Origin of the sequence: uncultured Porticoccus sp., assembly GCF_963975625.1 — a bacterium.
Lineage (GTDB): Bacteria > Pseudomonadota > Gammaproteobacteria > Pseudomonadales > Porticoccaceae > Porticoccus.
Window position 1 is genome coordinate 113,290 of the sequence record NZ_CAXBHS010000007.1, and the last position, 23,958, is coordinate 137,247.

The window sequence follows — 23,958 nt, forward strand, 5'->3', positions numbered from 1 at the left end:
TTTTTCCCCAGCCACCAGTGTGAGATCCATGTTCGATAAAGATATCAGCATTGCCAGCTTTGACCCCGAAATCTGGGCTGCCATTCAACACGAAGAGCAGCGTCAGGAAGAACACCTCGAGCTGATTGCTTCCGAGAATTACACCAGCCCAGCAGTCATGGCTGCTCAGGGCACCAAGCTCACCAACAAATACGCGGAGGGCTACCCCCACAAGCGCTACTACGGTGGTTGTGAGTTTGTTGATCAGACCGAGGAGTTGGCCATTGAGCGGGTCAAGGTACTATTTGGTGCCGGCTATGCCAATGTCCAGCCCCATTCCGGTTCTCAGGCCAACAGCGCGGTCTATCAGGCGCTATGCATGCCGGGTGATACCATCCTTGGTATGAGCCTGGATGCCGGTGGGCATCTCACCCATGGTGCCAAACCGAATTTCTCGGGCAAGATTTACCATGCTGTCCAGTATGGACTCGATCCGGAAACCGGTCTGCTGGACTATCAGCAGGTCGAGACACTGGCGCTGGAACACAAACCAAAAATGATTGTGGCCGGCTTCTCTGCTTATTCAGGGATACTGGATTGGGCTAAATTTCGTGAGATCGCAGACAAGGTGGGTGCCTACCTGCTGGTCGATATGGCCCACGTGGCAGGTTTGGTGGCCGCAGGCGTTTATCCCAGCCCGATTCCCTATGCCGATGTGGTAACGTCGACCACCCATAAAACCCTGCGGGGCCCTCGCGGCGGTATCATTCTGACCAATAGCGAAGAGTTGGCGAAAAAAATTAATTCGGCGGTATTTCCCGGTGGCCAGGGTGGTCCCCTGTGCCATGTGATTGCTGCCAAGGCGGTATCTTTCAAGGAAGCGATGACCGAGGATTTTCGCACTTACCAGCAGCAGGTGGTGAAAAATGCCAAGGCCATGGCTGGTGCCTTTATGGAGCGCGGTATTCGGATTGTCTCCAAAGGCACTGAAAATCACCTGATGCTGGTGGATCTGATCGGTAAGGACTATACCGGTAAGGATGCCGACGAGGCCCTTGGCCGGGCCTTCATCACCGTCAACAAGAATGCCGTACCCAATGACCCCCGCTCACCGTTTATCACCTCGGGGCTGCGGATTGGTACGCCGGCAATTACTACCCGTGGGTTTGCCGAGACGGAGAGTATCCAGCTCACCCACTGGATCTGTGATGTGCTGGACAGCCTGGAGAATGGTACCGCTGAGCAGGTAATTCCACAGGTGAAGGAAAAGGTGCTGGAGATCTGCGCCAGATTCCCCGTCTATGGCTAAATGACCGCCGCGACCAGATGGTCAGAAAAGCCCTGCTCAAGCGGGGCTTTTTGTTTCTGATTAGGTTCTGATGGAAGGTGTCGTTTTGTCCCTGTGGCCGGTTTTACAGAGCGGGTGGCAATGACAAGATGTGGTACCATTTGCGCCTGTTCGAATTCATTGGCAAAGCCCATGCACTGTCCTTTTTGTAGCGCCGACGACACCAAGGTGATTGATTCCCGGCTGGTTGCCGAAGGCGATCAGGTACGACGTCGGCGCGAGTGCCTCTCCTGCAAGGAGCGCTTTACCACCTATGAGGTGGCAGAACTGCTTATGCCAAGAGTCATCAAGCGTGATGACGTGCGCGAGCTGTTTGACGAGGACAAGCTGAGGGCGGGGTTGTTGCGTGCGCTGGAAAAAAGGCCCGTGAGCATTGAACGTATTGAAGCAGCCATTTCCCATATTCAGCATCAGATCCGCGCTACCGGGGAGCGTGAGGTGACGTCCCGAATGATTGGCGAGCAGGTGATGGAACAGTTGCGCGAGCTCGATGAAGTGGCCTATGTCAGATTCGCCTCGGTCTATCGCAGCTTTCAGGATCTGAATGAGTTTCGTGCAGAACTGGATCGGCTGGAAAAAAACCTGCCTGATATTAAAGGTGCCTGAAACCGGTGAGCAGTCGTCTTGATTTGAGCCTGATGGCCAGGGCACTGCAACTGGCGGCCCGGGGGCGCTACACCACAATGCCCAATCCGGCGGTGGGTTGTGTTGTTGCCAGCGGTGATCGGGTGATCGGGGAAGGCTGGCATGAGCGGGCCGGTGAGTCCCATGCGGAAATTCATGCTCTGAGTCAGGCGGGTGCCGCAGCCAAAGGTGCCACGGCGTATGTCACACTTGAGCCGTGCAGCCATCACGGCCGCACCCCGCCCTGTGTGGACGCGCTGATTTTGGCGGGTATATCTCGGGTAGTGTATGCGATGGTGGATCCCAATCCCGAGGTTGCCGGTGCCGGGCTGGAAAAGCTTCGGCGTGCTGGTATAACCGTAGAAGGACCGGTGCTCGGGGACGAAGCGCTGGAACTTAACCGAGGCTTTATCAAACGACACCAGCACGGCATGCCGTGGGTTACGATTAAGCTGGCGATGAGTCTGGATGCGCGCACTGCAATGGACAGTGGTGAGAGCCAGTGGATTACCGGCGCTGCAGCGCGCAGTGATGTCCAGCGCTTAAGGGCACAAAGCTGCGTCATTATTACCGGTAGCGGTACGCTGTTGCATGATAATCCATCCCTCACCGTCCGGGCCGCCGAGCTTGGCCTTGATAATGCAGCCGAGATTGCCATGAGGCAACCGCTCAGGGTCGTGGTGTGTGGAAAAAGCTCCTTGCCCCCTGAGGCAACCCTGCTAACCGACGGTGGCAGGACGCTGTTGGTGATGGCGGTAGAGAAAAAAATTCCCGGTGTGGCATCTCTCGTCCTCGACAGGGGTGATGGCAGTGTGGATCTGGCAGCCCTGCTGCGACATCTCGCAGGACTGGAGTGCAATCGTGTGCTGGTGGAAGCCGGAGCGACACTCGCCGGTGCATTTGTCAGTCAGGGGCTGGTGGATGAGCTGATCGTTTACATGGCGCCGACATTACTCGGCAGTCTGGCGAGACCTATGCTGGTGTTGCCTTTTGATAATATGGATCAGCAGCTGCCGTTGAAGATCCAGGATGTTCGCATGGTGGGTGACGATTTGCGGATCACGTCGGAACCTCCGGCAACGTCCCGGCAAAAGACGAAAGATTGAGCTCAATCGACTGGTAATCGCGTGCTGGTGGGCGCAGGTATTATGTTTACAGGCATTATTGAAGCAGTTGGCGAGATCGTGGCCTGTGAGCCCCGCGGTGGAGATCTGCGGTTGCGGGTTAAAACCTTTGGTCTGGATCTGGCCGGTATTAGTCTGGGTGACAGTATCGCCACCAACGGCGTTTGTCTGACCGTAATAGAATTGCCCGGTGACGGTTATGTCGCCGATGTGTCTTCGGAGACTCTGGCGAACACCACTATTGGTGACTGGCAAACGGGTACACCGGTCAATCTTGAGCGTGCGTTGACGCCTTCGAGCCGCCTGGGCGGGCATCTGGTTTCCGGTCATGTGGACGCGGTGGGTGACGTGTTGAGCCGCCACCCCGATGCGCGGTCCGAACGTTTTCGTCTGCGGGCCCCCGATTCGCTGGCAAAATACATTGCCCACAAGGGCTCCATCACCGTGGATGGCACCAGCCTAACGGTAAATCGTGTGGAAGGCGCAGAGTTCGAGCTGAATATTGTTCCCCATACACTGGAGAATACAGTGATGGGTACCTACGTACCCGGCAGCCGGATCAACCTCGAAGTTGATTTGGTGGCTCGCTACCTGGAGCGGCTATTGTTGGGTGACAAGGCGGCAGAGGCCTAACCGAAGTACGACTGCGACAAACGGATAGTTAGAGAAGATCGAATTATGGCATTGAATACTATCGAAGAACTGGTTACCGATATCCGCCAGGGGAAAATGGTCATTCTCATGGACGACGAGGATCGTGAAAATGAAGGCGATCTGGTTATGGCTGCGACCATGGTTCGCCCGGAAGATATTAATTTTATGGCCACCCACGGCCGCGGGCTGATCTGCCTGACCCTCTCCGAGGATCGCTGCCGACAGTTGAACTTGCCCTTGATGGTGGATGCCAACAAGGCGAGCCATGGCACCAATTTTACCGTATCCATTGAAGCGGCCGAGGGTGTTACCACCGGGATCTCTGCGGCTGACCGCGCCCGGACGGTACAGGTGGCGGTGTCCAGTAATGCCAGGCCCCAGGATATTGTGCAACCGGGGCATATCTTTCCCCTCAAGGCCCAGCCGGGTGGCGTATTGAGTCGTGCGGGACATACGGAGGCCGGTTGCGACCTGGCCCGCATGAGCGGCTTTGAACCGGCGGCCGTGATTGTCGAAATCATGAATGACGATGGCACCATGGCCCGGAGAGCTGATCTGGAAGCCTTTGCGGTCAAGCACCAGTTGAAAATCGGCACTATCGCCGATCTGATCCATTATCGGCTGGTGACCGAGAAAACCGTCAGCTGCATCAATGATCGCCCTATTGATACCCAGTACGGTCGGTTTGATCTGAAAACCTATCTCGACGTGGCTCGCAATGAAAAACATTTTGCATTGGTGATGGGTGATGTGACGTCGGGTGAGCCGCCGCTGGTGCGGGTGCATATCAATAAATCATCCCGCGACCTGTTTGCCATGGAGCCCGGTGATGGTTACCGGAGCTGGAGTCTGTCGCGTGCCATGGAGAAAGTCGCCGAGGAGGGTCGTGGCGTTGTCGTGTTCCTCTATTATCCGGAGACGGCGGATGATATTGATGCCAATGTTGATGAAATGCTCAGCCGTGAACCCTCCAGGCCCCAGCAGGCCAGTGAGGTGGTGTATCAGCAGGTTGGCACCGGCTCACAGATACTGATGGATCTCGGCATTCATAAAATGCGCCTGATGAGCGCGCCCTTCCGTTTCACCGGCATTTCCGGATTTGATCTGGAAGTCGTCGAATATATCAATTGTGATTGATTCCCGCGGATCATTCAGCGGGGGCCTGGAGGCTGTTTTAACAGGCTGTAAACCTACTGGAAAAAGAACATGAGTGAATATCGCCCCGATGAGGGTAGTTTTAACGTGGAGGGTGCACGCATCGCTATTGTGGTGGCGCGCTGGAACAGCCAGATTACCGACAGCTTGTTGGCGGGCGCGCAGCGAGCCTTGTTGCGTCATGGTATTGATGAGCAGGCTATTGATCTGTTCCGGGTCCCCGGCGCCTTTGAGTTGCCGCTGACCTGCAGTCAAGTGGCAAAGACCCGCCGTTATGATGCCGTGGTTGCCCTGGGGTCTGTGATCCGTGGGGGTACACCCCATTTTGACTATGTGTGCAGCGAAACGACTCGTGGCATCGGGGAGGTCGCTCTGCAGGAGGGACTGCCCGTCGCTTTCGGTGTTTTGACAACCGATGATCTGGCGCAGGCGCAACAGCGCGCTGGTGATAATCAGGAAAATAAGGGAGAAGAAGCGGCACTGACCGCACTGGAAATGATCTCCCTTTTTCGTCAGCTTTAGGAGATTGTCTTGTCATTGCCCTCAACACGAAGAAAGGCCCGCCAGTTATTGGTTCAGGCACTGTATCAGTGGCAGCTCTCGGGTTCGGATTTACACAGTATCGAAGCGGAGTTTTTTGTCGATAATGATATGCGCAAGGTGGATACCGAGTTTTTTCGGGAACTGCTGCACGGTATTCCGCGTCATCTGGACGAACTGGATGCTGTTTACGGCAGTCACCTCGATCGCAAGAATACCGATCTGGATCCGGTATCCAGGGCGCTGCTGCGCATGGGTAGTTACGAACTGTGTTATCGCATCGATGTTCCCTACAAGGTGGCCATCAATGAGGCGGTCAATCTGGCCAAGACCTTTGGTCCAACCGATGCGTACAAATATATCAACGGCATCCTTGATAAAGTAGCTTTTGAACGCAGGGCGGTGGAAGTAAAAGCAGCCAGGGCGCGCTGATTCTCTTTCCATCATTCGGGGCAAGGTGAACATGCCACTCAATGAATTTTCGCTGATCGAGTACTACTTTTCCGCCATCGGTCAGGCTGATGGGGTGATGCTAGGGGTCGGAGACGACGGCGCGCTACTGGATATTCCAGCAGGTCAGCACCTGGTTGTTTCGGTGGATACATTGGTCGCCGGCGTGCATTTCCCCCCGGATGCCGCCCCCGATGATATTGCCCGTCGCGCCTTGCGGGTTAACCTCAGCGATCTGGCGGCAATGGGGGCAACCCCCCGCTGGTTTACATTGGCACTGACACTGCCCGGCGCTGATATGGATTGGCTGAAGGCATTTTCCCGGGCATTGGCGGTGGATGCAGAGCAGTTTGGCTGTGCTCTGGTCGGTGGTGATACCACTGCCGGGCCGCTGACTATTTCAATCCAGGTCATGGGTTTGGTGCCAAGGGGGCGGGCGCTGACCCGCGTTGGGGCCCGGGCAGGCGATTATGTTTTTGTCACGGGGACACTGGGTGAGGGAGCGGCAGCACTGCAACTGTTTGACCCCTCGGTTGAACTCGCTGGATCAGTCAGAGAGCGACTGAAAGAACGCTTTTATCAACCCATGCCCCGACTGCGGGAGGGGCTGGCATTGCGCGGCCTTGCATCGGCGGCACTGGATGTATCAGATGGTTTGTTGGCAGATCTCGGGCATATCGCTGAACAAAGCGCTCTCGGTGCCGATTTGGAATTATCTGCGTTGCCGGTGGCACCCTGGTTGAAGAAGCTCGCCGATGCCGGGACAGTGCAGGACTGGGTGCTGTCCGGTGGTGACGACTATGAGCTCTGTTTTACGGTGCCGGCAGAAAATCTGGCCGCGATTGACGGTATGATAGTCGGGGGTGAATTGATCGCGACCTGTATTGGCCGGATGACCCCCAACACGGGAATCCGCTGTATCAATGGCAACGGCATGTCGGTGCAGGTTGAGCAGACGGGGTACCGGCACTTTTAGTCTTTTTTGGCCGCTCGTTTGATTGATGTTGGCCACTGGTTTTCAGGTGTAGTGAATGGATCGTCGACTGAACCCCTCTTTTGCACAGTTACTGAAAAACCCTGTGCATTTTCTGGCATTTGGCTTCGGCAGTGGGCTGGCTCCCAAGGGTCCGGGTACTGCCGGCACGCTGGTGGCCGTGCTAATCTGGCCGGCCCTGGCCACTCTGCCATTAACGCTCTATTTGTTGATCGTGGCACTGGCCGCGCTGCTGGGTTTTTATCTTTGTGGCAGGACGGCGCACGATCTTGGTGTCAAGGATCATCAGGGGATTGTCTGGGATGAGATGGTGGGTTACTGGCTGACCATGGCAGCACTCCCGGTGACCTGGACCTGGGCGCTGGCCGGGTTCGTCCTGTTTCGTCTTTTTGATATCTGGAAGCCCTGGCCTATCTGTTGGCTTGATCGCCATATTGATGGGGGTGCCGGTATCATGCTGGATGATTTGCTGGCCGGTGTGTTTGCCTGGCTCATTCTGTTTGCTGTAGGGCAAATCTGGTTTTAGGTATCGAGCGGGTGTGTTATAGCCGATACTGTTCATGATTTTCGGATAAGCGTGGGCAGGGATGAAACAAAAGTTCGCTGTAATCTTGCTGGTCGTGATGGGGGTGACAGGTTCGCTCCCGGGCTGGTCGATGCCGGAGATCCAGGTGAATGGGTTGTTCGGTGGCAGTGCGGTGCTGGTTATCAATGGCAAACAGCATCTGCTTAAGCAGGGCCAGACCAGTCCGGAGGGCGTTACATTGCTGGAAAGCAATAGTCAGCAGGCGGTATTGCTGGTAGATGGCAAGCGGTTGTCCCTCGGACTTTCAGATCGTATCTCTGCCAGTTTTCACGCGGCGGAAAAGGCTGAGGTCAGAATCCCCCGGGCTGAAAATGGCCACTATTATGTCAGCGGCTATATCAATGGCCGCCCGGTCGATTTTATGGTGGACACCGGGGCCAGTGCGGTAGCCATGAATATGCACGATGCCCAGCGGCTGGGAGTGAACTTTCGTCGCGGTATTAAAGGTAATGCCAGCACGGCAGGTGGTATTGTGAATACCTATCACGTCGACCTCGATAAACTGACTATCGGCAATATCACGGTCCATCAAGTGCGATCTACTGTTGTGATCGGTAACTTCCCGGCACAGGTGTTGCTGGGTAACAGTTTTTTGAGTCAGATTGAAATGAGTGAAGAAGCCGGCGTTCTGGTGATGAGAAAAAAATATTAACTTTTCACGCTTCACTAAAAAGCTGGCCGGTGAGCTTTACTCGGCGTCTATCCCGGCTAAAATACCCACCCGCCAAATTTCAGGAGTCATTGGTGACCCTACGTTTTGTTGAAAGCTCCAAATTGCCTACTCGCTGGGGGGTGTTTGATATTCACGGCTTCGAAGACGTGAAAAGCGATAAAGAGCATGTGGCCATCACCATGGGTGATGTCGCTGGTGACCAGCCTGTTATGTTGCGCATTCACTCAGAATGTCTTACGGGTGATGCACTTTTCAGTATCCGCTGTGACTGTGGCGCGCAGCTGGAAGAGGCGATGCGGCGTATTGCCGCTGAAGGTCGCGGGGCCATTCTTTATCTTCGTCAGGAAGGACGGGGTATCGGGCTGCTCAACAAAATCAGGGCATACCACCTTCAGGATGCCGGAGCTGACACCGTGGAAGCCAATGAGCAGCTCGGTTTTGGCGCTGATCTGCGCGATTACAGTATCTGTCAATCGATGCTCAGGCACTTGCATATACCCCGGGTTAAACTGCTGACCAATAATCCCCGTAAGGTGGAAGCACTTGAGAGTCTCGGGATAGAAGTGGTGGAGCGGATTGCGTTGCAGTCGGGCCGCAATCCCCACAATTTTCGTTATCTCGCGACAAAAGCCGGCAAGATGGGGCACCTGTTCGATGAACAGAATGAAAATGAGGATGATCATTGATGCTGGCCAAGCGAATTATTCCCTGTCTCGACGTGGATAAGGGGCGAGTAGTTAAAGGCGTCAAATTTCTCGATATACGCGATGCGGGAGACCCGGTTGAAGTGGCTAAACGCTACAACGAGGAAGGTGCCGACGAAATCACTTTTCTGGATATCACTGCGAGTCATGAAGAGCGGGACACGATGATTCAGACGGTGGAGCGGATGGCCAGTGAAGTGTTTATCCCCCTGACAGTTGGTGGCGGTGTTCGCAGCCTTGAGGATATCCGTTCACTGCTGAATGCCGGGGCGGATAAAGTCAGCATCAATTCCACTGCCGTCAAAACGCCCGAATTCGTCCGGCAGGCGGCGGAGCGTTTTGGATCGCAGTGCATTGTGGTCGCCATTGATGCTAAACAGGTGAGCGCCGACAATGAGCCGCTGCGCTGGGAGGTGTTTACCCATGGCGGCCGTATTGCTACCGGTATTGATGCGGTTGCTTGGGCAGAGCAGATGGCTTCCTTTGGTGCGGGAGAGATTCTTCTTACCAGCATGGATAGGGATGGCACTAAAAGCGGGTTTAATCTTCCCCTCACCAGGGCCATCAGTGATGCTGTCGATGTTCCAGTCATCGCCTCGGGTGGTGTAGGCAATTTGCAGGATCTGGTCGATGGTGTCATTGAAGGAAAAGCCGACGCTGTATTGGCGGCAAGCATATTTCACTTTGGGGAGTACACCGTCAGGGAGGCCAAGGTGTATATGGCAGAACGGGGTATCGAAGTGCGTCTTTGACCTTTGGAGTCTCGGGGGTAGGCGTTCTAGATGGCGTAACGCGTCCCGATTTTAAAAAACTGTAGTGTTTCCTCGTCCGCTTTCTTGGCAAACTCAATGTAGTCTGCCACGGCCTGAACAGCACCTTCCTTGGAGTCAAACGGGCCAACTGCGGCACCTTCGCGAGTGGCAAAAAACCAGAAGTTGTGAAGTTTAAAAAAACGGTCACTTCTTATCAGCGGTTTTTGACTGCCATCTTCTGCTTTTCTTGGCATTACCATGTGGTCTCCCGTGTACTGCAACTACTGGTTTTGTTTTTAGTCAAGGTCTCCACACAATCCGATTAACTTCCTATTGTTTCGAAAGGGTAAACACCCCCAATTCAGCACAATTTTTCTTAAAAAGTCAATCTGTTGATCTGCTTTATTGACCTGTATCACCCAGGGTGGTGTTACGTGAGAAAATGTTTAGTCCCCGCAGTAGATTGATGGCCTCATATAACTGGTTGTCTGCCTGTAGTAGATCTTCCTTGTCAGCTATTTGTGGGTCACTATCACTGCTTAAATGGCCGGCAAGATTGGCTTCCTTGATTTGTTTCTGCGTTTCAAGAAAGTGGATCTCAGCCGGTCTGACGGTAATGTCAGGCCGAATGCCCTCTGCTTGTATAGAACGTTTGTTGGGGGTGTAGTAGCGGGCAGTGGTTAACTTGATAGCCCGCTTTGTCCCAAGAGGTATCACTGTCTGGACTGAACCCTTTCCAAAACTGCCAGTGCCCAACAGTACCGCCCGGCGATGATCCTGCAGCGCTCCGGCAACGATTTCCGCCGCTGAAGCGGAGCCTTCATTAATCAGCACAACCACTGGAATCCCGTTGAGTGCATCGCCAGCCGCGGCATAAAACTGCTCTTTTGAACTGGGGATTCGGCCCTCCGTATAAACCACCAGCCCACCGTCGAGCAATGCATCGGCGACATCTATTGATGAATTGAGTAACCCGCCCGGATTGTTGCGTAAATCCAGCACCAGCCCTTTCAGGTCGTCTTTCTGTTTCTGGAGGTCAGACAGAGCCTCCCGGAAGTCGGCACCGGTATTTTCCTGGAACTGTGCAATTCTGACATAACCAAAGCCGGGTTCCAGGGTTCTGTGCCGGACACTCATCACCTGAATAATGTCGCGGGTAATTTCCACCTCGAAAGGGCCGTCGGTATTTTGTCTAACAATCGTCAAGGTGACTTTAGAGCCTTTCGGTCCGCGCATCAGTTCAATCGCTTCTGTCAGAGGCATGCCCTGTACCAGCTGGTCGTCAAGTTTGATAATGAGGTCTCCGGCCTGAATGCCGGCGCGGTATGCCGGGGTGTCGTCGATTGGACTGATAACCTTGATAAAACTGCCCTCCATTCCAACCTCTATGCCGAGTCCGCCAAATTCTCCGCTGGTACTCTCCTGTAGCTCGGCAAAGGCAGTTTCGTCCATATAGAGTGAGTGGGGATCGAGCCCGTTCAGTAAACCGCTAATGGCCATTTCCAGTAGTGCCTGATCGTCAATTTCTTCGACATAGGCCTGGCGTATCTGGTCAAAAACCTGCGTGAAATAGCGTAACTCTTCCAGTGGCAAGCGGGCATTTTCAGAATCTTCATTTGCATACGAAATCACTGGCCATACCAGTAAAAGTAGCGTCGTCAGCAGCGATTTGGTCAGCAGTTTCATGAAATGTCCTGATTGGTTAACGGCCGTTTGGCCCTTGTCATTGGAAAATTCTTAACCCCCGGCTTTACTGGCCAGCCATGCCTTCGGATTGGCGGGTTTGCCATTATGTCGAATTTCAAAGTAAAGTGCATGATCTGCCTGGCCTCCAGTGTTGCCCACTCTGGCAATGCGCTCGCCGGGCTTCACCCAGTCACCGGTTTCCCTGAGCAAGACCTGATTGTGGGCGTAGAGGCTCATGTAGCCTTCGCCGTGATCAATGATCACTAGCAGTCCATAACCCCGCAGGTAGTCAGAAAAGATGACTCGGCCATGATGAATACTGTGTACGTCCAGCCCCTCCGCGGCTTGCATTAACCAGCCGCTCCAGGTGATATCTGTATTGCGTACTGCCCCAAAGTGTTGGGTTAATTTGCCGGATACCGGCCAGGGCAGTTTGCCTTTCTGTTTGCTGAAGGGCTGTTTGGATGCCGGGGCTGCCAGCTGCATGGTGCGCTGTTCCAGTGCTTTCAGTACAGTTTCCAGACGTTGCCGTTCATTTCTGAGCTGATTCAGTGTTTGCTGAGAGCTCTGTATCTGTTCGCCCAGCGAAGTGAGTAACTGTTCTCTCTGTTGGCGATTCTCTCTCAGGGTTTGCTGCTCGATGGCCAGTTGCTGGCGCGATTCTGCCAGGGATTGCTCGCGGGAGGCGATATCGCTTTTGGTCGTCTCAAGCTGTTGATGCGTCTGTCGGTAAGCAGCGAGTTTTTCAGCACGTGCGGCGAGAAAATAATCGTAGTACTTGAGGGCTCGGCTGAACTTTTCCGGATCTTCCTGGTTGAGAAGAAGCTTGATAGGTTCTTCGCTACCGAGCCGGTAAGCAGCGACGATCTCCTGGCTGATCAACTGTTGTTGGCTGTGTTTTAACGACTCGAGTTCTTCCTGTTGTTTCTCAAGTTGAATGAGTTCTCGGTTCAACGCTGCCCGCTGTTTTTCAATGGTGGAAATTTTATTGTTCAGGTCAGCGGATGCCAGCTCAATTTTTTTCAGCTCACCAGCCAGCTTGTCCTGTTGTCGGCTCTGACCTTTGATGGACTGCTCAAGCTTGCTGATATCCTTGCCGATTTTTTCCAGTTTGGCGCGGTCTTCCTTTTCCCCGGCACTGGCTGTGCTCAACAGGAGGAAGGCTATTGCTGTGAGCAGCGCCTTTTGTATCCCGACCATGATCATCAGCCATGTTGTTTCCGTCAATGGGCAAAACTGACCAGCGAATGTCCGGTCATCTCTGGTGGTGGGGGTAAATCCAGCAAGTCGAGCAGGGTCGCCGCCACATCTGCAAGTGAGCCGTTCTCCCCCAGTATCAACGGTCTTTGGCCCACGTAGATCAGTAGTACCGGCAAGGTTGTGTGCTGGGTGTGCACCTGGCCGGATTCTTTGTCAAACATTTGTTCAACATTGCCGTGATCCGCCGTGATCAAACATTCACCTCCGGTTTGCCGGAGTGCCTCCAGCACCCGATCCAGGCAGGTATCCACGACTTCCACCGCTTTTACCGCGGCGTCAAAGACACCGCTGTGGCCTACCTGATCGCAGTTCGCATAGTTACAGATGATGACATCGTATTGGCAGCCGGTGATGGCTTTAACCAGTTCATCCGTTAGCTCATAGGCGCTCATTTCGGGCTTCAGATCGTAGGTGGCGACCTTCGGGGAGGGAATCAGGATGCGATCTTCCCCCCGGAACAGGGTTTCCTGACCGCCGTTGAAAAAGAAGGTCACATGGGCATATTTTTCTGTTTCGGCAATGCGCAGTTGTGTCATGCCCCGATTGCTTAGGTATTCGCCCAATGTGTTATGCAGATCTTCGGGTGGGAATGCGCAGTCAGCCTGGATGTCCGCGGCATATTCTGTCGTCATCACGAAGGCGCCCAGCGCTGGATGGGCCGTGCGGGAGAAACCCGAAAAATCCTTGTCCACAAGAGCGCGGGTCATTTCCCTGGCACGATCCGGTCGGAAATTCATGAATAATACGGTATCGCCATCCCGGATGGTGACAGCCGGGTGTAAATCGTCGGCGATGAGGGTCGGTAGTACGAATTCGTCATTCTCGCCGCGTTGGTAAGCAGCGTGGAGTCCCTCGACCGGATCGGCTGCGCTGTGTTCGGCCTTGCCCAGCGTGAGCAGGTCATAGGCGGCCTGAACGCGATCCCAGCGGTTGTCTCGGTCCATCGCGTAAAAGCGGCCACATATAGAGGCGATTCTACCCACGCCGCGTTCGGCCAGCTTGGCGGCGGTGTGCTGCAGCGATTGTTCTGCGCTGCGCGGCGGTGTGTCACGGCCATCGAGGAAGGCGTGTACGTAAACTTCTTTTGCCCCCCGTTGTGCGGCCATGTCCACCATGGCATTGATGTGATCTTCGTGGCTGTGGACACCGCCCTGTGACAGGAGCCCGAGAATATGAACCCTGTTCTTGCCGCTGATCGCGTTGTCGATGGCGCGACTGTAGGCGGGGTTGGCAAAAAAGTCGCCGTCGGCAATGGCCTTGTTGATGCGGGTAAAACTTTGATAAATCACTCTGCCGGCGCCGAGGGTCATATGGCCCACTTCGCTGTTTCCCATCTGCCCTTCTGGCAGGCCCACAGCCAGTCCGGATGTGGCAATAAGTGTTGTGGGGCAATGGCTCCGGAGGTGGTCCATAATCGGAGTTTTGGCAGCCTGTATAGCATTGGATTCGTTGCTGTCGCTGTGGCCATAGCCGTCAAGCACCAGCAAAACCAGCGGTTTTTTTTGCTCGCTCATGATTTCAGTCAGGGGTTTTCCAGCAAGTTTGAATGGTAGGTGAATCTTACCTGTAAAGGTGTTTCAGTGCTAATGGTGGTTCCTAGAGAAGGGCGTGGTGTGTATACTTTCGCAGCTTCCCGGGGTCGGTTTGGTCCGGCCCGTAACTGTAGGTATCTTAATCGTGGAATTCTTTGTTTTTATCAGCGAGCAGTGGGTGCTGGTGAGTGTATTACTGATATTGATTTATCTGTTTGCAATCAATGAGCGCATCAAAAGCGGCAGACCCCTGTCAGTGCATGCTGTTACTCGCATGATTAATGCAGATGAAGCGTTGTTGCTCGATATTCGGGACAGCAAAGAGTTCAAAGCGGGACATATTGCCGGAGCGGTGAATATTCCCCAGGCAAAACTGTCAGACAAGCTCGGTGAGCTGGATGAGCACCGTGAAAAATTTATTATTATCGCTGACAAGGTAGGGCAGAATGCTGGAGCTGCAGGACGCCGGTTGCGGCAAAACGGCTTTAAGGTATTCCGGCTTACCGGCGGTATGATGGAGTGGCAGAGTCAGCAGCTGCCGGTTGTCAAAAGCTGACATGGTTGCGGTAAAAATCTATACCACTCGCAGTTGTGGTTACTGTGTCGCAGCAAAAAATCTTCTTGCGGCAAAAGAGTTGTCTTACCAGGAAATTTCTGTGGATAACGATCCGGCCATGAGGCGGGAGTTGGTGGTGTTGAGCGGTTACCACACCGTCCCCCAGATCTGGATTGGTGAGACCCATATTGGCGGTTATGATGAGTTGCGCCGCATGGAACAACAGGGCGAACTGGACACTATTATTGCTGGCCATAACAGCTGATATCCGCTGCCTGGAACCCTGATCCTGCCATGATTGGCTAGTCACAAATATTGAACGAATGAAGGCATGATTATGACGGAAGAAAACGTTACTGATGACACGGCGGAAGCTGGTGCTGAATCCCCACAGTTTGCCCTGCAGCGGGTTTACCTGAAAGACCTCTCGTTCGAAACTCCCATGGGTCCTGAGGCTTTTCATCGCGAGCTGAAACCGCAAATTGCCCAGGAACTGGCGACTAAAACCAACCGGCTGGATGAGACGCACTTTGAAGTGATTATCACCGTGACGATTACGGTTAAAGACGGCAACGACACGGTTTACCTTATTGAAGTACATCAGGCCGGTGTGTTTCTCGTCAAGGGGCTGGATAAGTCCCAAATGACACATGTTATCAATGTGCTTTGCCCAGCAACCCTGTTTCCCTATGCTAGGGAGGTGGTAGACAATATTGTGATCAAGGGTACTTTCCCGGCCTTGATGTTGCCACCAGTCAATTTTGAAGCGCTATTTGCCCAGGCTGTTACCGAGGCGAAAGAGAAGAAAGAGCAGGAAGCTGAGTCGGACAAAAACGATGTAACGCACTAAGTGCTGCTCAGGCCGGTTGGGTCTGCAATTGTTGCAGGTTCGACTGGCCTATGGGTTGCCTGGATTAATGATCTTCTTCATCATTCATGCCCAGCTCTTTCAGTTTTCGGGTGAGCGTATTTCTTCCCCATCCCAATAATTCTGCCGCATCTCGTTTCCGTCCACGGGTATGACTTAATGCCGTTTCGATCAGGGTGCGTTCAAAAATTGGCACAGCTGACGCCAGTATATCCTGCCGACCGGCATGCAACTCGGCGTCAGCCCAACTCCGCAATTGTTGTTGCCAGCTTCCCGATGTGACATTTTTTTCCACCGGGCTGTCGCGCAACTCCGGTGGCAGGTCTTCCATATGTACCTCCCGGCCGGATGCCATTACGGTCAGCCAGCGACAGGTATTTTCCAGCTGACGAACGTTGCCCGCCCAGGGGAGGAGGCTAAGGAACTGCTCAACCTCGCTGGACAGGGTCTTGGCCTCTGTCTCAAGCTCCTTGGCGGCCCTCTGTAGAAAATATTGCATCAACATGGGAATATCTTCCCGCCGATCTGCCAGTTTTGGTAGGTGAATGCGGATGACATTCAGGCGGTGAAACAGGTCTTCACGAAAACGATTTTCCACCACCAGTTGTTCAAGGTTCTGGTGAGTGGCGGCAATGATACGCACATCGACTTTTACCGGTGTGTGCCCGCCGACCAGATAAAATTCACCGTTAGCCAGTACCCGTAGCAGTCGTGTTTGTGCTTCGGGCGGCATATCTCCGATTTCATCGAGAAAAAGTGTCCCGCCATCGGCCTGTTGAAACCTGCCTTCGCGTCGCTGTGTGGCACCGGTAAACGCCCCTTTTTCATGACCAAACAGTTCAGATTCGATCAAATCGTGGGGGATCGCTGCCATGTTGAGAGCGACAAAACGTTTGTTATGGCGTGGGCTGTGATCATGTAATGCCTTTGCTACCAGCTCTTTGCCGGTGCCGGACTCACCATTGATCAGCACAGTAATGTTGGAGTGGGACAGTCGCCCTATGGCGCGGAACACCTCCTGCATGGCCGGTGCTTCGCCGATGATTTCACCGCTGATGTCAATGTCGCTCTCAACCGGCTTGCGATTCTGTTCTGTGACAAAATTAATGGCTCTATTGGTCACCGCAACGAGTTCATCGAGGTCGAAAGGTTTGGGCAGATATTCAAAGGCACCGCCCTGATAAGCCGCTACAGCACTGTCCAGGTCAGAGTGAGCCGTTGTGATAATTACCGGCAGTGCCGGGTTGCTGGTGTGAATCCGTTGCAGTAGTTGAAGACCGTCAATACCTGGCATGCGAATGTCACTGATGATGGTGTCGGGCTGCTGCTTGTCGAGTTTGGCGATCAGTTCGCTGGCATTTTCAAAGCTGGTGACATCGAGATTTGCACGACTCAGCGCCTTCTCCATTACCCAGCGGATTGAACGGTCGTCATCCACTATCCATACAGTTCGTTTGTCCATTTGTTATGCATCCAAAGGTAGGTAGATCGTGAAACGCGTTTCACCACGTTCGTTATCACACTCGATCAGGCCGTGATGAAGGTGGATAGCTGATTGGGCAATGGGTAGGCCCAGGCCGCTGCCCTCGGCGCGGCCGCTGATCATTGGAAAGAAAATACGGTCCATGAGTTTTTCGGGTATCCCCGGGCCGTTGTCCGTAATATCAATCCGACACACGACCTTGTGATGTGTTTTGCCGATGGTGAACTGACGTTGTATTCGCGTCCTGAGCTTGATAACAGGCCGCTTTTGGGGGCTATTGCGCAAGGCCTGCACGGCATTGCGGACGATATTGAGCATTGCCTGAATCAGCTGTCCCCGATCACCACTGATTTCGGGAATACTCGGATCATAATTGCGCTTGATCAGGATGCTGCCCCGGGTCTCCGCCTCAGCGAGCGCGGCGACATGTTCCAGGACTTCGTGAATGTTTACCGGTAGAAACTTTGGCATGGTGTTGGGGCCGAGCAATCGGTCAACGAGGTTGCAGAGCCGGTCTGTTTCAGCGGAGATAATATCTGTGTATTCCCTTAGCTCCGGTTGATCATGTAAATCTTCCGAGAGTAATTGTGCGGCGCCACGGATGCCGCCCAGCGGATTTTTTATTTCGTGGGCGAGCCCCCGCACCAGGTTCCGGGTCGTGTCGTGGGTGGTGATGAGTGCCTCTTCACGATTGATTTTCATCAGCCGATCCATGGGCTGCATTTCCAGCAGCAACATTTCAGCCGAGGTTGTTTGTATGGGTGTGGCGGTAAAATCCACTGTGATATGCGATTGATCAGGAAGCGTTAGCGGTGCCTGTCGCTGGGTAAAGGGGTGGTTGGTCGCCAGGGCCTCTTTTAACGAATCGTAAGTACCGTCCCCAGTATCAAAAAGAGCATTGACGGAGTTTCCGCAGAAGCGCATGGCGCTCACTGCCAAGAGGCTTTCTGCAGCAGGGTTCAAGTAGCATATATCCAGCTCGTCATTCAGCAACAGCACAGCCGTGCTGAGATTATCCAGTAGCAAGTGGTGGAGCTGGTGGTCAGTCATCTCTCTGCTTCATTGCGGCTTGTAGGCTGGGCAGTATTGCCTCTTTATGGTTCAGTACCAGTAAATATATAGCAATTACTGGGCCAGTTTTATTGTGGCTGTAAGATGCCTGAACCTCGGTGCATGTGGCTTGAGTGTAGTTGAAGAATGGTTATTTTGCACCAATATGGTGCGATGCTAGGGGCTGTGCAATATGGAGTGGCGTTTGACATGAATGGTAATGATGTCTGACTGGCCGAGCTGGTTGTCGGAGCCGTCAACCACCTGTGCCTGTAGAGTATGTTTGCCGCGTATCAGTGAATCTATCACGAATGATGTGGCCGGAACTGCTGGGCCGTGGGGCTGGCCATTGTGTAGTAATTGTACCCGGTGCCCTGATCTAAGTGCGGGTTCTAGGTATACCTGCACCACCACATCAAGCTGCCCGGGCGGGATAGTGGAGTCCTGAGCGGGTGATAGAATGGCGACTTCCTTATAACTGACTTCCTCTTTTTGGCTATTTCTGGCAGGTTTTTTCGGTGCCACGGCGGGCTGTGTGTTGATTGAGGGCAAAGTGAGCTCTTCAGCAGATGTGTCATTGGCAGGAGGCTGATCGGTGTATTTAACATTGCCCTTTTCATCCACAGTGCGATAGACCTGAGCAGCAACGGTCAGTGAAAGCATCAGTGCCAACAATGCGATAGCGGTTTTACTTTTCTGCAGTGACATGGCCTTCTCCCTACGAATAGTTTTCAAGACTAACTCTGCTTTGACAAAAGAAAAAGCCCGCCATTCGAAAATGACGGGCTTTTTTATTTACTCAGCTACAGCAGCTGAGAGCAGATCTTCTGCTTAAACCGAGTAATACATGTCGAATTCTATCGGGTGAGTGGTGTGCTCAACCCGGTAAACTTCCTGCATTTTCAGCTCAATGTAGGCATCAATCATGTCATCGGTAAAGACACCACCAGCGGTGAGGAAAGCCCGGTCTTCATCGAGGTTGCTCAGTGCTTCACGCAAGCTGCCACAAACTTGCGGGATCGCGGCGGCTTCTTCCGGGGGCAGGTCATAGAGATCCTTGTCTGCAGGGTCGCCGGGGTGAATCTTGTTCTGTACACCGTCGAGACCGGCCATCAACATGGCAGCAAAAGCCAGGTAGGGATTGGCAATCGGGTCGGGGAAGCGGGCCTCAACGCGTTTTCCTTTGGGCGATGCAACGTAGGGAATGCGGATTGAAGCAGAACGGTTCCGGGCCGAATAGGCGAGCATCACTGGTGCCTCAAAGCCCGGAATCAGACGTTTGTAGGAGTTGGTGCCGGGGTTGGTGAAGGCGTTAAGAGCTTTGGCGTGTTTGATGATACCGCCGATGTAATACAGGGCCGTTTCGGACAGGCCTGCGTAACCGTCACCGGCAAACTGGTTGACACCGTCTTTCCAGAAAGACTGGTGACAATGCATGCCGGAGCCATTATCGCCAACAATGGGTTTGGGCATGAATGTGGCTGTCTTGCCATAGGCATGGGCCACGTTGTGAACGCAGTATTTCAGTATTTGGGTTTCATCCGCTTTCTTGACCAGCGTGCTGAATTTCACCCCGATCTCACATTGACCAGCGGTGGCCACTTCGTGGTGGTGTACTTCCACATCCAGGCCCATTTGTTCCATAGCTGTACACATGGCAGCCCGGAGGTCGTGCAGAGAGTCAATCGGGGGTACCGGAAAATATCCGCCTTTCACCCGTGGGCGGTGACCCATATTGCCTTCAGCGTATTCATTCCCTGTGGACCAAGCGGCTTCCTCTGAACTGATTTTGACAAAGCACCCACTCATGTCGATGCCCCACTTGATGTCATCAAAAACAAAGAACTCGGGCTCGGGGCCAAAAAAAGCGGTGTCCCCAAGGCCGGTGGCGGCAAGGTATTGCTCGGCGCGCTTGGCTACAGAGCGAGGATCGCGCTCATAACCGGTCATGGTATTGGGTTCCAGGATGTCACAGCGAAGAATGACCGTGCTGTCGTCCGAGAATGGGTCGAGAATGGCTGTGCTGTCGTCGGGCATCAGGACCATGTCTGATTCGTTGATGCCTTTCCAGCCAGCAATGGATGAGCCATCAAACATTTGTCCGGTTTCAAAAAACTCCTCATCGACAGACTTTGAGGGAATGGTGACGTGTTGTTCTTTACCTTTGGTGTCGGTGAAACGCAGGTCTACCCAGCGAGATTCACTCTCTTTGATCAGGTTAAGAGTTTTATTGGACATTGGCTCCTCCAAGTATGGATATCCGGTTTTGTAGGGTTGCCGAAAGCGGCAACTCTGGGTTGAGTATATCGTTAGTTCAATGGTTTTGTTTTAATGGTTCGCAAGCAATGTGCCAATATGAAGCAAAAGCCATGCCATTGGTATCAGCCAAGTAAAACAACAGGTTATCAGTTTGGCAAGACGGTCTTTTGCACCATATTGGAATCTGTTTTATAAATTTTGCACTAAAATAGTGCGAATTGCTTGGGTCCGGTTGCAGTGTTTCATGATAAGCGGATTTGGCCACATTTGTAATATAATCTTGGGCCATTAAACACGAGCTACCGTCATTATCCCCATGCATTTTATCGTCAAGCTTTTCCCTGAGATTACCATCAAGAGTCCCCCAGTCCGCAAGCGTATGACCCGCCAGCTGAGGGAGAATCTTCGCAAATTACTATTGAACATCAATCCTGCCATCCATCTTCAACAGGACTGGGAGAAAATTCAGGTCGTCGGCCCTGTCGACGAGGAGCTGGCCCGCCAGGTTGTAGATCTGTTGGGCAGAACCCCAGGAATCGCCAAATTTGCCCGAATACAGCGCTATCCGCTGGGAGACTTTGATGATGTGGTTGAAAAAACACTGATTTTTTGGCGAAACCGCTTGGATAACAAAAGTTTTGCTGTTCGCGTGAAACGGGTTGGCGAACATGGGTTCAAGTCCAGTGATCTCGAGCGCTATGTCGGTGCTGCCCTGCTGAATCACTGTGGCTCAGCCCGCGTTAATCTTAAGCGGCCGGATGTCACCGTCCGTCTGGAAGTGCGTCACAACGAGCTTTATGTGATTGAAGCGGTTTATCCCGGGTTGGGTGGCTTCCCTCTCGGTACCCAGGATGCAGTGATTTCACTACTGTCGGGTGGGTTTGATTCCTCTGTGGCCAGTTACCTCACTATCAAGCGGGGTCTGCGTACACATTATCTGTTTTTTAATCTGGGTGGACGAAATCATGAGGTGGGGGTCAAACAGGTGGCCTCTTATCTGTGGCAGAAATATGCCAGTTCCCACCCAGTGCACTTTATAACCATCCCGTTTGCCGGTGTGGTAGAGGAAATCCTGACCAGGGTTGGCAATGCGGAAATGGGGGTTGTGCTGAAGCGTATGATGCTGCGCGTCGCCAGTGACGTCGCCAGGGAGCTTAAAATTGATGCACTGGTGACGGGTGAGAGCGTTGCCCAGGTATCAAGTCAGACACTGGCCAATCTCGCTGTGATTGATGCGGTGACTGACGCACTGGTCCTCAGGCCACTGATCACCGCTGACAAAGGTGACATTATCGATATTGCCCGGGCCATAGAGGTAGAAGGTTTTGCAGCCAATATGCCGGAATACTGTGGTGTTATTTCTGTCAGGCCCACCACCCGTGCGACGGGCCAGAAGGTCGCTCACGAAGAAGAGAAGTTTGATTTCAGCGTATTAGAGCACGCGCTCGCCCATGCTCGTGTCCAGACCATCGATGAGGTGCTGAACGATAATGGCATCATTCCTGTGGATGTCTTTGAAAATCCACCACCGGACTCAGTGATCCTGGACATTCGCCATCCTGAGGAGGTTTGTTCCCGGCCACTGAATGTGCCTGAAGCAGAGGTAGAGCTGATCCCTTTTTATACATTGCAGGGCCGGTTCCGCGAGCTGAAACAGGCCTCCCGGTATGTGCTGTATTGTGACAGGGGGGTGATGAGCCGACTGCATGCGGAGCACCTGATAGAGCAGGGTTTCTGTAATGTAGGCGTTTATCGCCCTGCCCGAAAATAAAGGGTGCAAAGGCTTCGAAAAACTCTATATATCTTAAATGTACCCGCAGATAATTTTTTATTCTTTGTGAATATTAATAATGCCTCTACCCTTGCTGCTCTCTGAGCAGGCGAAGTGAAATTTATGGACTGGCAAGGCATTTTATCATTGGCGTTGACACTGGGTGCTTTGCTGATATTGGCAACCACCCGGATTGGACCCCATCTGGTGATGATGGTGGTGCTGAGCATACTGAGCGTCACTGGCATCCTGACTGCCACTGAAGCGTTGTCAGGGTTCAGCAATAGCGGTGTTATCACTGTCGCGGCGATGTTTGTGGTGGCAGCGGGGCTGCATGGGTCCGGTGGGATTGATCTGCTGGTGAACCGCTTCCTGGGGCGGCCTAAAACCGTCCGGTCTGCCTTGACCAGGATGTTTGCACCTGTGGCGTTGCTGAGCGGCTTTTTAAACAACACGCCTGTTGTCGCCACGATGATTCCGGCCATTCATGCCTGGTCGCGACAAATCAATATTGCGCCATCCAAATTGATGATCCCGCTTAGCTATACGGCAATTCTGGGCGGTACCCTGACCCTTATCGGCACCAGCACCAATCTGGTGGTCAATGGTCAATATCAGGTGTTGACGGGTGAAGCGGGATTTTCGTTGTTTTCTATCACTGCTGTGGGGTTTCCGGTCGCTGTGATTGGGCTGTTTTTTATCTGGCTATTTTTCCCCAAGTGGCTGCCGGATCGCGGTGACCAGCAGGCTTTTGGCAACCTGCGTGAATTCACGCTGGAAGTTTCCGTTGCGAAAGATGGCCCATTGGTCGGCAAAACGGTGGCGAGTGCAGGGCTGCGTCATCTGAGGCGCGTTTATCTTGTGGAAATTGAACGGGGAGGCACGGTGGTGACCGCCGTTCCCTCTGAGGAAAAACTGCAGGGTGGTGACCGCCTGGTGTTCGCCGGTGATACGGAGGCGATCTCAGACCTGCTCCGCATCAATGGCCTGGTGCCATCGACCGAGAATGAGGAGGGGTTGTCCCTGGATACTGACCGAGCTGAGCGGCGTCTGGTGGAGGTGGTCGTATCGCCCCACTGTGATGCGGTGGGGCATGCCATTCGGGATTCCGGGTTTCGGAGTCGCTATGGTGCAGTGGTCCTTGCCGTTGCGCGGCATGGTGAGCGGGTTCAGGGGAATCTGGGCACCATTGAGCTGGCAGTGGGCGATACTCTGTTACTCGAAGCCCGGCCCGCATTTGTCAGCCGTCAGCGCTATAACAAGGATTTCCTGTTAGTCAACGAGCGGAATACCGATCCTCCGAGGCACGAGCGCGCTTACCTGTCCTGGGCTATTCTGGGTGGTATCGTCGCTCTGGCGGGACTGGGCCTGACCAGTATGCTTAACGCCGCGCTGCTCGGTAGTTTGCTGATGATCCTCAGCGGTTGCTGCTCGGTCAACCAGGCGGAAAAAAATATCGACATGATGGTGATAGTGACAATCGCAGCGGCGTTTGCACTGGGCATGGCGCTGGAGAAAACCGGCGTGGCGGCATTTCTTGCCGACAATATGATTCAGCTGGGTTCCGGTAAGCCCTGGTTGCTGCTGATACTGTGCTATCTGCTGGTGTCAATTCTGACCGAGTTGATTACCAACAACGCCTCGGCCGTACTGGTGTTGCCGATTGTATTGAAAATGACTGAGCAGGCCGGTTTAAACAATGAGCCTTTTATTTTCGCCATTATCATGGCGGCCTCGGCAAGCTTTGCGACGCCTTTGGGCTATCAGACGAATCTGATGGTTTATGGACCGGGTGGCTACCGCTTTTCGGACTTCCTTCGGGTAGGGGTGCCGATGAACCTGCTTATCGGCGTAGTGACTATAACGGTTTTATTGATCGGTTGGCCGCTCAGCTGATTGTCGAGCGGAAA

General features: G+C 53.5%; 26 protein-coding genes. 17 read left to right on the forward strand and 9 right to left on the reverse strand.

Annotated features, from left to right (window positions below):
• Positions 1-28: 28 nt before the first annotated feature.
• On the forward strand, positions 29-1,288 hold the full coding sequence (glyA, locus tag AACZ64_RS08130) for a serine hydroxymethyltransferase (RefSeq protein ID WP_293615109.1): 1,260 nt from the start codon (positions 29-31) through the stop codon (positions 1,286-1,288).
• On the opposite strand, the gene AACZ64_RS08135 is transcribed toward glyA, so the two are convergent.
• Positions 1,285-1,461, reverse strand: a complete 177-nt coding sequence (locus AACZ64_RS08135; protein ID WP_293615110.1) for a hypothetical protein — start codon at positions 1,459-1,461, stop codon at positions 1,285-1,287. The two genes, glyA and AACZ64_RS08135, sit on opposite strands and share 4 nt — an antisense overlap.
• Between AACZ64_RS08135 and nrdR the strand changes: the two genes are divergently transcribed.
• The 11 genes from nrdR (at position 1,460) to hisF (ending at position 9,583) form a co-directional block, all read left to right on the forward strand.
• Positions 1,460-1,933, forward strand: a complete 474-nt coding sequence (gene nrdR / locus AACZ64_RS08140) for a transcriptional regulator NrdR (RefSeq protein WP_293615112.1) — start codon at positions 1,460-1,462, stop codon at positions 1,931-1,933. The two genes, AACZ64_RS08135 and nrdR, sit on opposite strands and share 2 nt — an antisense overlap.
• 5 nt (positions 1,934-1,938) lie before the next feature.
• Positions 1,939-3,057: a bifunctional diaminohydroxyphosphoribosylaminopyrimidine deaminase/5-amino-6-(5-phosphoribosylamino)uracil reductase RibD gene (gene ribD / locus AACZ64_RS08145; RefSeq protein ID WP_339639869.1), complete on the forward strand. Its 1,119-nt coding sequence runs from the start codon at positions 1,939-1,941 to the stop codon at positions 3,055-3,057.
• A 42-nt stretch (positions 3,058-3,099) separates the two neighbouring features.
• Positions 3,100-3,708: a riboflavin synthase gene (locus AACZ64_RS08150; protein WP_339639870.1), complete on the forward strand. Its 609-nt coding sequence runs from the start codon at positions 3,100-3,102 to the stop codon at positions 3,706-3,708.
• 45 nt (positions 3,709-3,753) lie between these two features.
• Positions 3,754-4,866: a bifunctional 3,4-dihydroxy-2-butanone-4-phosphate synthase/GTP cyclohydrolase II gene (gene ribBA / locus AACZ64_RS08155; RefSeq protein WP_036859194.1), complete on the forward strand. Its 1,113-nt coding sequence runs from the start codon at positions 3,754-3,756 to the stop codon at positions 4,864-4,866.
• Between the two features lie 69 nt (positions 4,867-4,935).
• Positions 4,936-5,406: a 6,7-dimethyl-8-ribityllumazine synthase gene (gene ribH / locus AACZ64_RS08160; RefSeq protein WP_293615114.1), complete on the forward strand. Its 471-nt coding sequence runs from the start codon at positions 4,936-4,938 to the stop codon at positions 5,404-5,406.
• 9 nt (positions 5,407-5,415) lie between these two features.
• Positions 5,416-5,856, forward strand: coding sequence for a transcription antitermination factor NusB (gene nusB / locus AACZ64_RS08165; protein WP_036859199.1), 441 nt, complete (start codon positions 5,416-5,418; stop codon positions 5,854-5,856).
• A gap of 31 nt (positions 5,857-5,887) precedes the next feature.
• A complete protein-coding gene (thiL, locus tag AACZ64_RS08170) occupies positions 5,888-6,850 on the forward strand; it encodes a thiamine-phosphate kinase (RefSeq protein ID WP_339639871.1) in 963 nt (320 codons plus the stop codon).
• A 55-nt stretch (positions 6,851-6,905) separates the two neighbouring features.
• Positions 6,906-7,394, forward strand: a complete 489-nt coding sequence (locus tag AACZ64_RS08175; protein WP_293615117.1) for a phosphatidylglycerophosphatase A — start codon at positions 6,906-6,908, stop codon at positions 7,392-7,394.
• Positions 7,395-7,455: 61 nt separating this feature from the next.
• A complete protein-coding gene (locus AACZ64_RS08180) occupies positions 7,456-8,106 on the forward strand; it encodes a TIGR02281 family clan AA aspartic protease (RefSeq protein WP_339639872.1) in 651 nt (216 codons plus the stop codon).
• A 92-nt stretch (positions 8,107-8,198) separates the two neighbouring features.
• Positions 8,199-8,813 carry a GTP cyclohydrolase II gene (gene ribA, locus AACZ64_RS08185; protein ID WP_293615119.1) on the forward strand — a complete coding sequence of 205 codons (615 nt, stop codon included), beginning with the start codon at positions 8,199-8,201 and terminating at the stop codon, positions 8,811-8,813.
• Complete coding sequence (gene hisF, locus AACZ64_RS08190; protein WP_293615120.1) at positions 8,810-9,583, forward strand: imidazole glycerol phosphate synthase subunit HisF; 774 nt, start codon at positions 8,810-8,812, stop codon at positions 9,581-9,583. The genes ribA and hisF overlap by 4 nt, the downstream gene beginning before the upstream one ends.
• 26 nt (positions 9,584-9,609) lie before the next feature.
• Here the strand turns inward: hisF and AACZ64_RS08195 are convergent, their stop codons facing one another.
• From AACZ64_RS08195 to gpmI, 4 genes are all read right to left on the reverse strand, one after another.
• Positions 9,610-9,837: a DUF6316 family protein gene (locus AACZ64_RS08195; protein ID WP_293615121.1), complete on the reverse strand. Its 228-nt coding sequence runs from the start codon at positions 9,835-9,837 to the stop codon at positions 9,610-9,612.
• A gap of 148 nt (positions 9,838-9,985) precedes the next feature.
• A complete protein-coding gene (locus tag AACZ64_RS08200; protein WP_293615122.1) occupies positions 9,986-11,269 on the reverse strand; it encodes a S41 family peptidase in 1,284 nt (427 codons plus the stop codon).
• Positions 11,270-11,320: 51 nt separating this feature from the next.
• Positions 11,321-12,496: a peptidoglycan DD-metalloendopeptidase family protein gene (locus AACZ64_RS08205; RefSeq protein ID WP_339639873.1), complete on the reverse strand. Its 1,176-nt coding sequence runs from the start codon at positions 12,494-12,496 to the stop codon at positions 11,321-11,323.
• Positions 12,493-14,043, reverse strand: a complete 1,551-nt coding sequence (gene gpmI / locus AACZ64_RS08210; RefSeq protein ID WP_339639874.1) for a 2,3-bisphosphoglycerate-independent phosphoglycerate mutase — start codon at positions 14,041-14,043, stop codon at positions 12,493-12,495. Before gpmI ends, AACZ64_RS08205 begins: the two co-directional genes overlap by 4 nt.
• Positions 14,044-14,206: 163 nt before the next feature.
• Here gpmI and AACZ64_RS08215 point away from each other — a divergent pair, with 163 nt between their 5' ends.
• The 3 genes from AACZ64_RS08215 to secB all read left to right on the forward strand — a co-directional run bounded on the left by AACZ64_RS08215 (position 14,207) and on the right by secB (position 15,467).
• On the forward strand, positions 14,207-14,617 hold the full coding sequence (locus AACZ64_RS08215; RefSeq protein ID WP_293615125.1) for a rhodanese-like domain-containing protein: 411 nt from the start codon (positions 14,207-14,209) through the stop codon (positions 14,615-14,617).
• Positions 14,604-14,882 (forward strand): glutaredoxin 3, encoded by a 279-nt coding sequence (gene grxC / locus AACZ64_RS08220; RefSeq protein WP_293615127.1) that lies wholly within the window; start codon positions 14,604-14,606, stop codon positions 14,880-14,882. Before AACZ64_RS08215 ends, grxC begins: the two co-directional genes overlap by 14 nt.
• Before the next feature lie 72 nt (positions 14,883-14,954).
• Positions 14,955-15,467, forward strand: coding sequence for a protein-export chaperone SecB (secB, locus tag AACZ64_RS08225; protein ID WP_293615129.1), 513 nt, complete (start codon positions 14,955-14,957; stop codon positions 15,465-15,467).
• 64 nt (positions 15,468-15,531) lie between these two features.
• Here the strand turns inward: secB and glnG are convergent, their stop codons facing one another.
• The 4 genes from glnG to glnA form a co-directional block, all read right to left on the reverse strand.
• The gene (gene glnG / locus AACZ64_RS08230; RefSeq protein WP_293615131.1) at positions 15,532-16,947 is read right to left on the reverse strand and encodes a nitrogen regulation protein NR(I); all 1,416 of its coding nucleotides are present in this window, start codon (positions 16,945-16,947) and stop codon (positions 15,532-15,534) included.
• A gap of 3 nt (positions 16,948-16,950) precedes the next feature.
• Entirely contained in the window at positions 16,951-18,018 is a 1,068-nt protein-coding gene (glnL, locus tag AACZ64_RS08235) for a nitrogen regulation protein NR(II) (RefSeq protein ID WP_339639875.1), read from the reverse strand.
• A gap of 177 nt (positions 18,019-18,195) precedes the next feature.
• Positions 18,196-18,726, reverse strand: a complete 531-nt coding sequence (locus AACZ64_RS08240) for a DUF4124 domain-containing protein (protein ID WP_339639876.1) — start codon at positions 18,724-18,726, stop codon at positions 18,196-18,198.
• A 123-nt stretch (positions 18,727-18,849) separates the two neighbouring features.
• The gene (gene glnA, locus AACZ64_RS08245) at positions 18,850-20,256 is read right to left on the reverse strand and encodes a glutamate--ammonia ligase (protein ID WP_036859227.1); all 1,407 of its coding nucleotides are present in this window, start codon (positions 20,254-20,256) and stop codon (positions 18,850-18,852) included.
• Positions 20,257-20,593: 337 nt separating this feature from the next.
• Here glnA and thiI point away from each other — a divergent pair, with 337 nt between their 5' ends.
• Complete coding sequence (gene thiI / locus AACZ64_RS08250; protein ID WP_339639877.1) at positions 20,594-22,048, forward strand: tRNA uracil 4-sulfurtransferase ThiI; 1,455 nt, start codon at positions 20,594-20,596, stop codon at positions 22,046-22,048.
• A 123-nt stretch (positions 22,049-22,171) separates the two neighbouring features.
• Positions 22,172-23,944: an SLC13 family permease gene (locus AACZ64_RS08255; RefSeq protein WP_293615135.1), complete on the forward strand. Its 1,773-nt coding sequence runs from the start codon at positions 22,172-22,174 to the stop codon at positions 23,942-23,944.
• Positions 23,945-23,958 lie beyond the last annotated feature (14 nt).

Bases quoted from the DNA above. Each gene is read 5' to 3' on its own strand.
- glyA (WP_293615109.1), top strand. From the start codon at position 29: ATGTTCGATAAAGATATCAGCATTGCCAGCTTTGACCCCGAAATCTGG.
- nrdR (WP_293615112.1), top strand. From the start codon at position 1,460: ATGCACTGTCCTTTTTGTAGCGCCGACGACACCAAGGTGATTGATTCC.
- AACZ64_RS08135 (WP_293615110.1), bottom strand. From the start codon at position 1,461: ATGGGCTTTGCCAATGAATTCGAACAGGCGCAAATGGTACCACATCTT.
- AACZ64_RS08150 (WP_339639870.1), top strand. From the start codon at position 3,100: ATGTTTACAGGCATTATTGAAGCAGTTGGCGAGATCGTGGCCTGTGAG.
- ribBA (WP_036859194.1), top strand. From the start codon at position 3,754: ATGGCATTGAATACTATCGAAGAACTGGTTACCGATATCCGCCAGGGG.
- ribH (WP_293615114.1), top strand. From the start codon at position 4,936: ATGAGTGAATATCGCCCCGATGAGGGTAGTTTTAACGTGGAGGGTGCA.
- thiL (WP_339639871.1), top strand. From the start codon at position 5,888: ATGCCACTCAATGAATTTTCGCTGATCGAGTACTACTTTTCCGCCATC.
- AACZ64_RS08175 (WP_293615117.1), top strand. From the start codon at position 6,906: ATGGATCGTCGACTGAACCCCTCTTTTGCACAGTTACTGAAAAACCCT.
- AACZ64_RS08180 (WP_339639872.1), top strand. From the start codon at position 7,456: ATGAAACAAAAGTTCGCTGTAATCTTGCTGGTCGTGATGGGGGTGACA.
- AACZ64_RS08195 (WP_293615121.1), bottom strand. From the start codon at position 9,837: ATGCCAAGAAAAGCAGAAGATGGCAGTCAAAAACCGCTGATAAGAAGT.
- AACZ64_RS08200 (WP_293615122.1), bottom strand. From the start codon at position 11,269: ATGAAACTGCTGACCAAATCGCTGCTGACGACGCTACTTTTACTGGTA.
- gpmI (WP_339639874.1), bottom strand. From the start codon at position 14,043: ATGAGCGAGCAAAAAAAACCGCTGGTTTTGCTGGTGCTTGACGGCTAT.
- secB (WP_293615129.1), top strand. From the start codon at position 14,955: ATGACGGAAGAAAACGTTACTGATGACACGGCGGAAGCTGGTGCTGAA.
- glnG (WP_293615131.1), bottom strand. From the start codon at position 16,947: ATGGACAAACGAACTGTATGGATAGTGGATGACGACCGTTCAATCCGC.
- glnL (WP_339639875.1), bottom strand. From the start codon at position 18,018: ATGACTGACCACCAGCTCCACCACTTGCTACTGGATAATCTCAGCACG.
- AACZ64_RS08240 (WP_339639876.1), bottom strand. From the start codon at position 18,726: ATGTCACTGCAGAAAAGTAAAACCGCTATCGCATTGTTGGCACTGATG.
- glnA (WP_036859227.1), bottom strand. From the start codon at position 20,256: ATGTCCAATAAAACTCTTAACCTGATCAAAGAGAGTGAATCTCGCTGG.
- thiI (WP_339639877.1), top strand. From the start codon at position 20,594: ATGCATTTTATCGTCAAGCTTTTCCCTGAGATTACCATCAAGAGTCCC.
- AACZ64_RS08255 (WP_293615135.1), top strand. From the start codon at position 22,172: ATGGACTGGCAAGGCATTTTATCATTGGCGTTGACACTGGGTGCTTTG.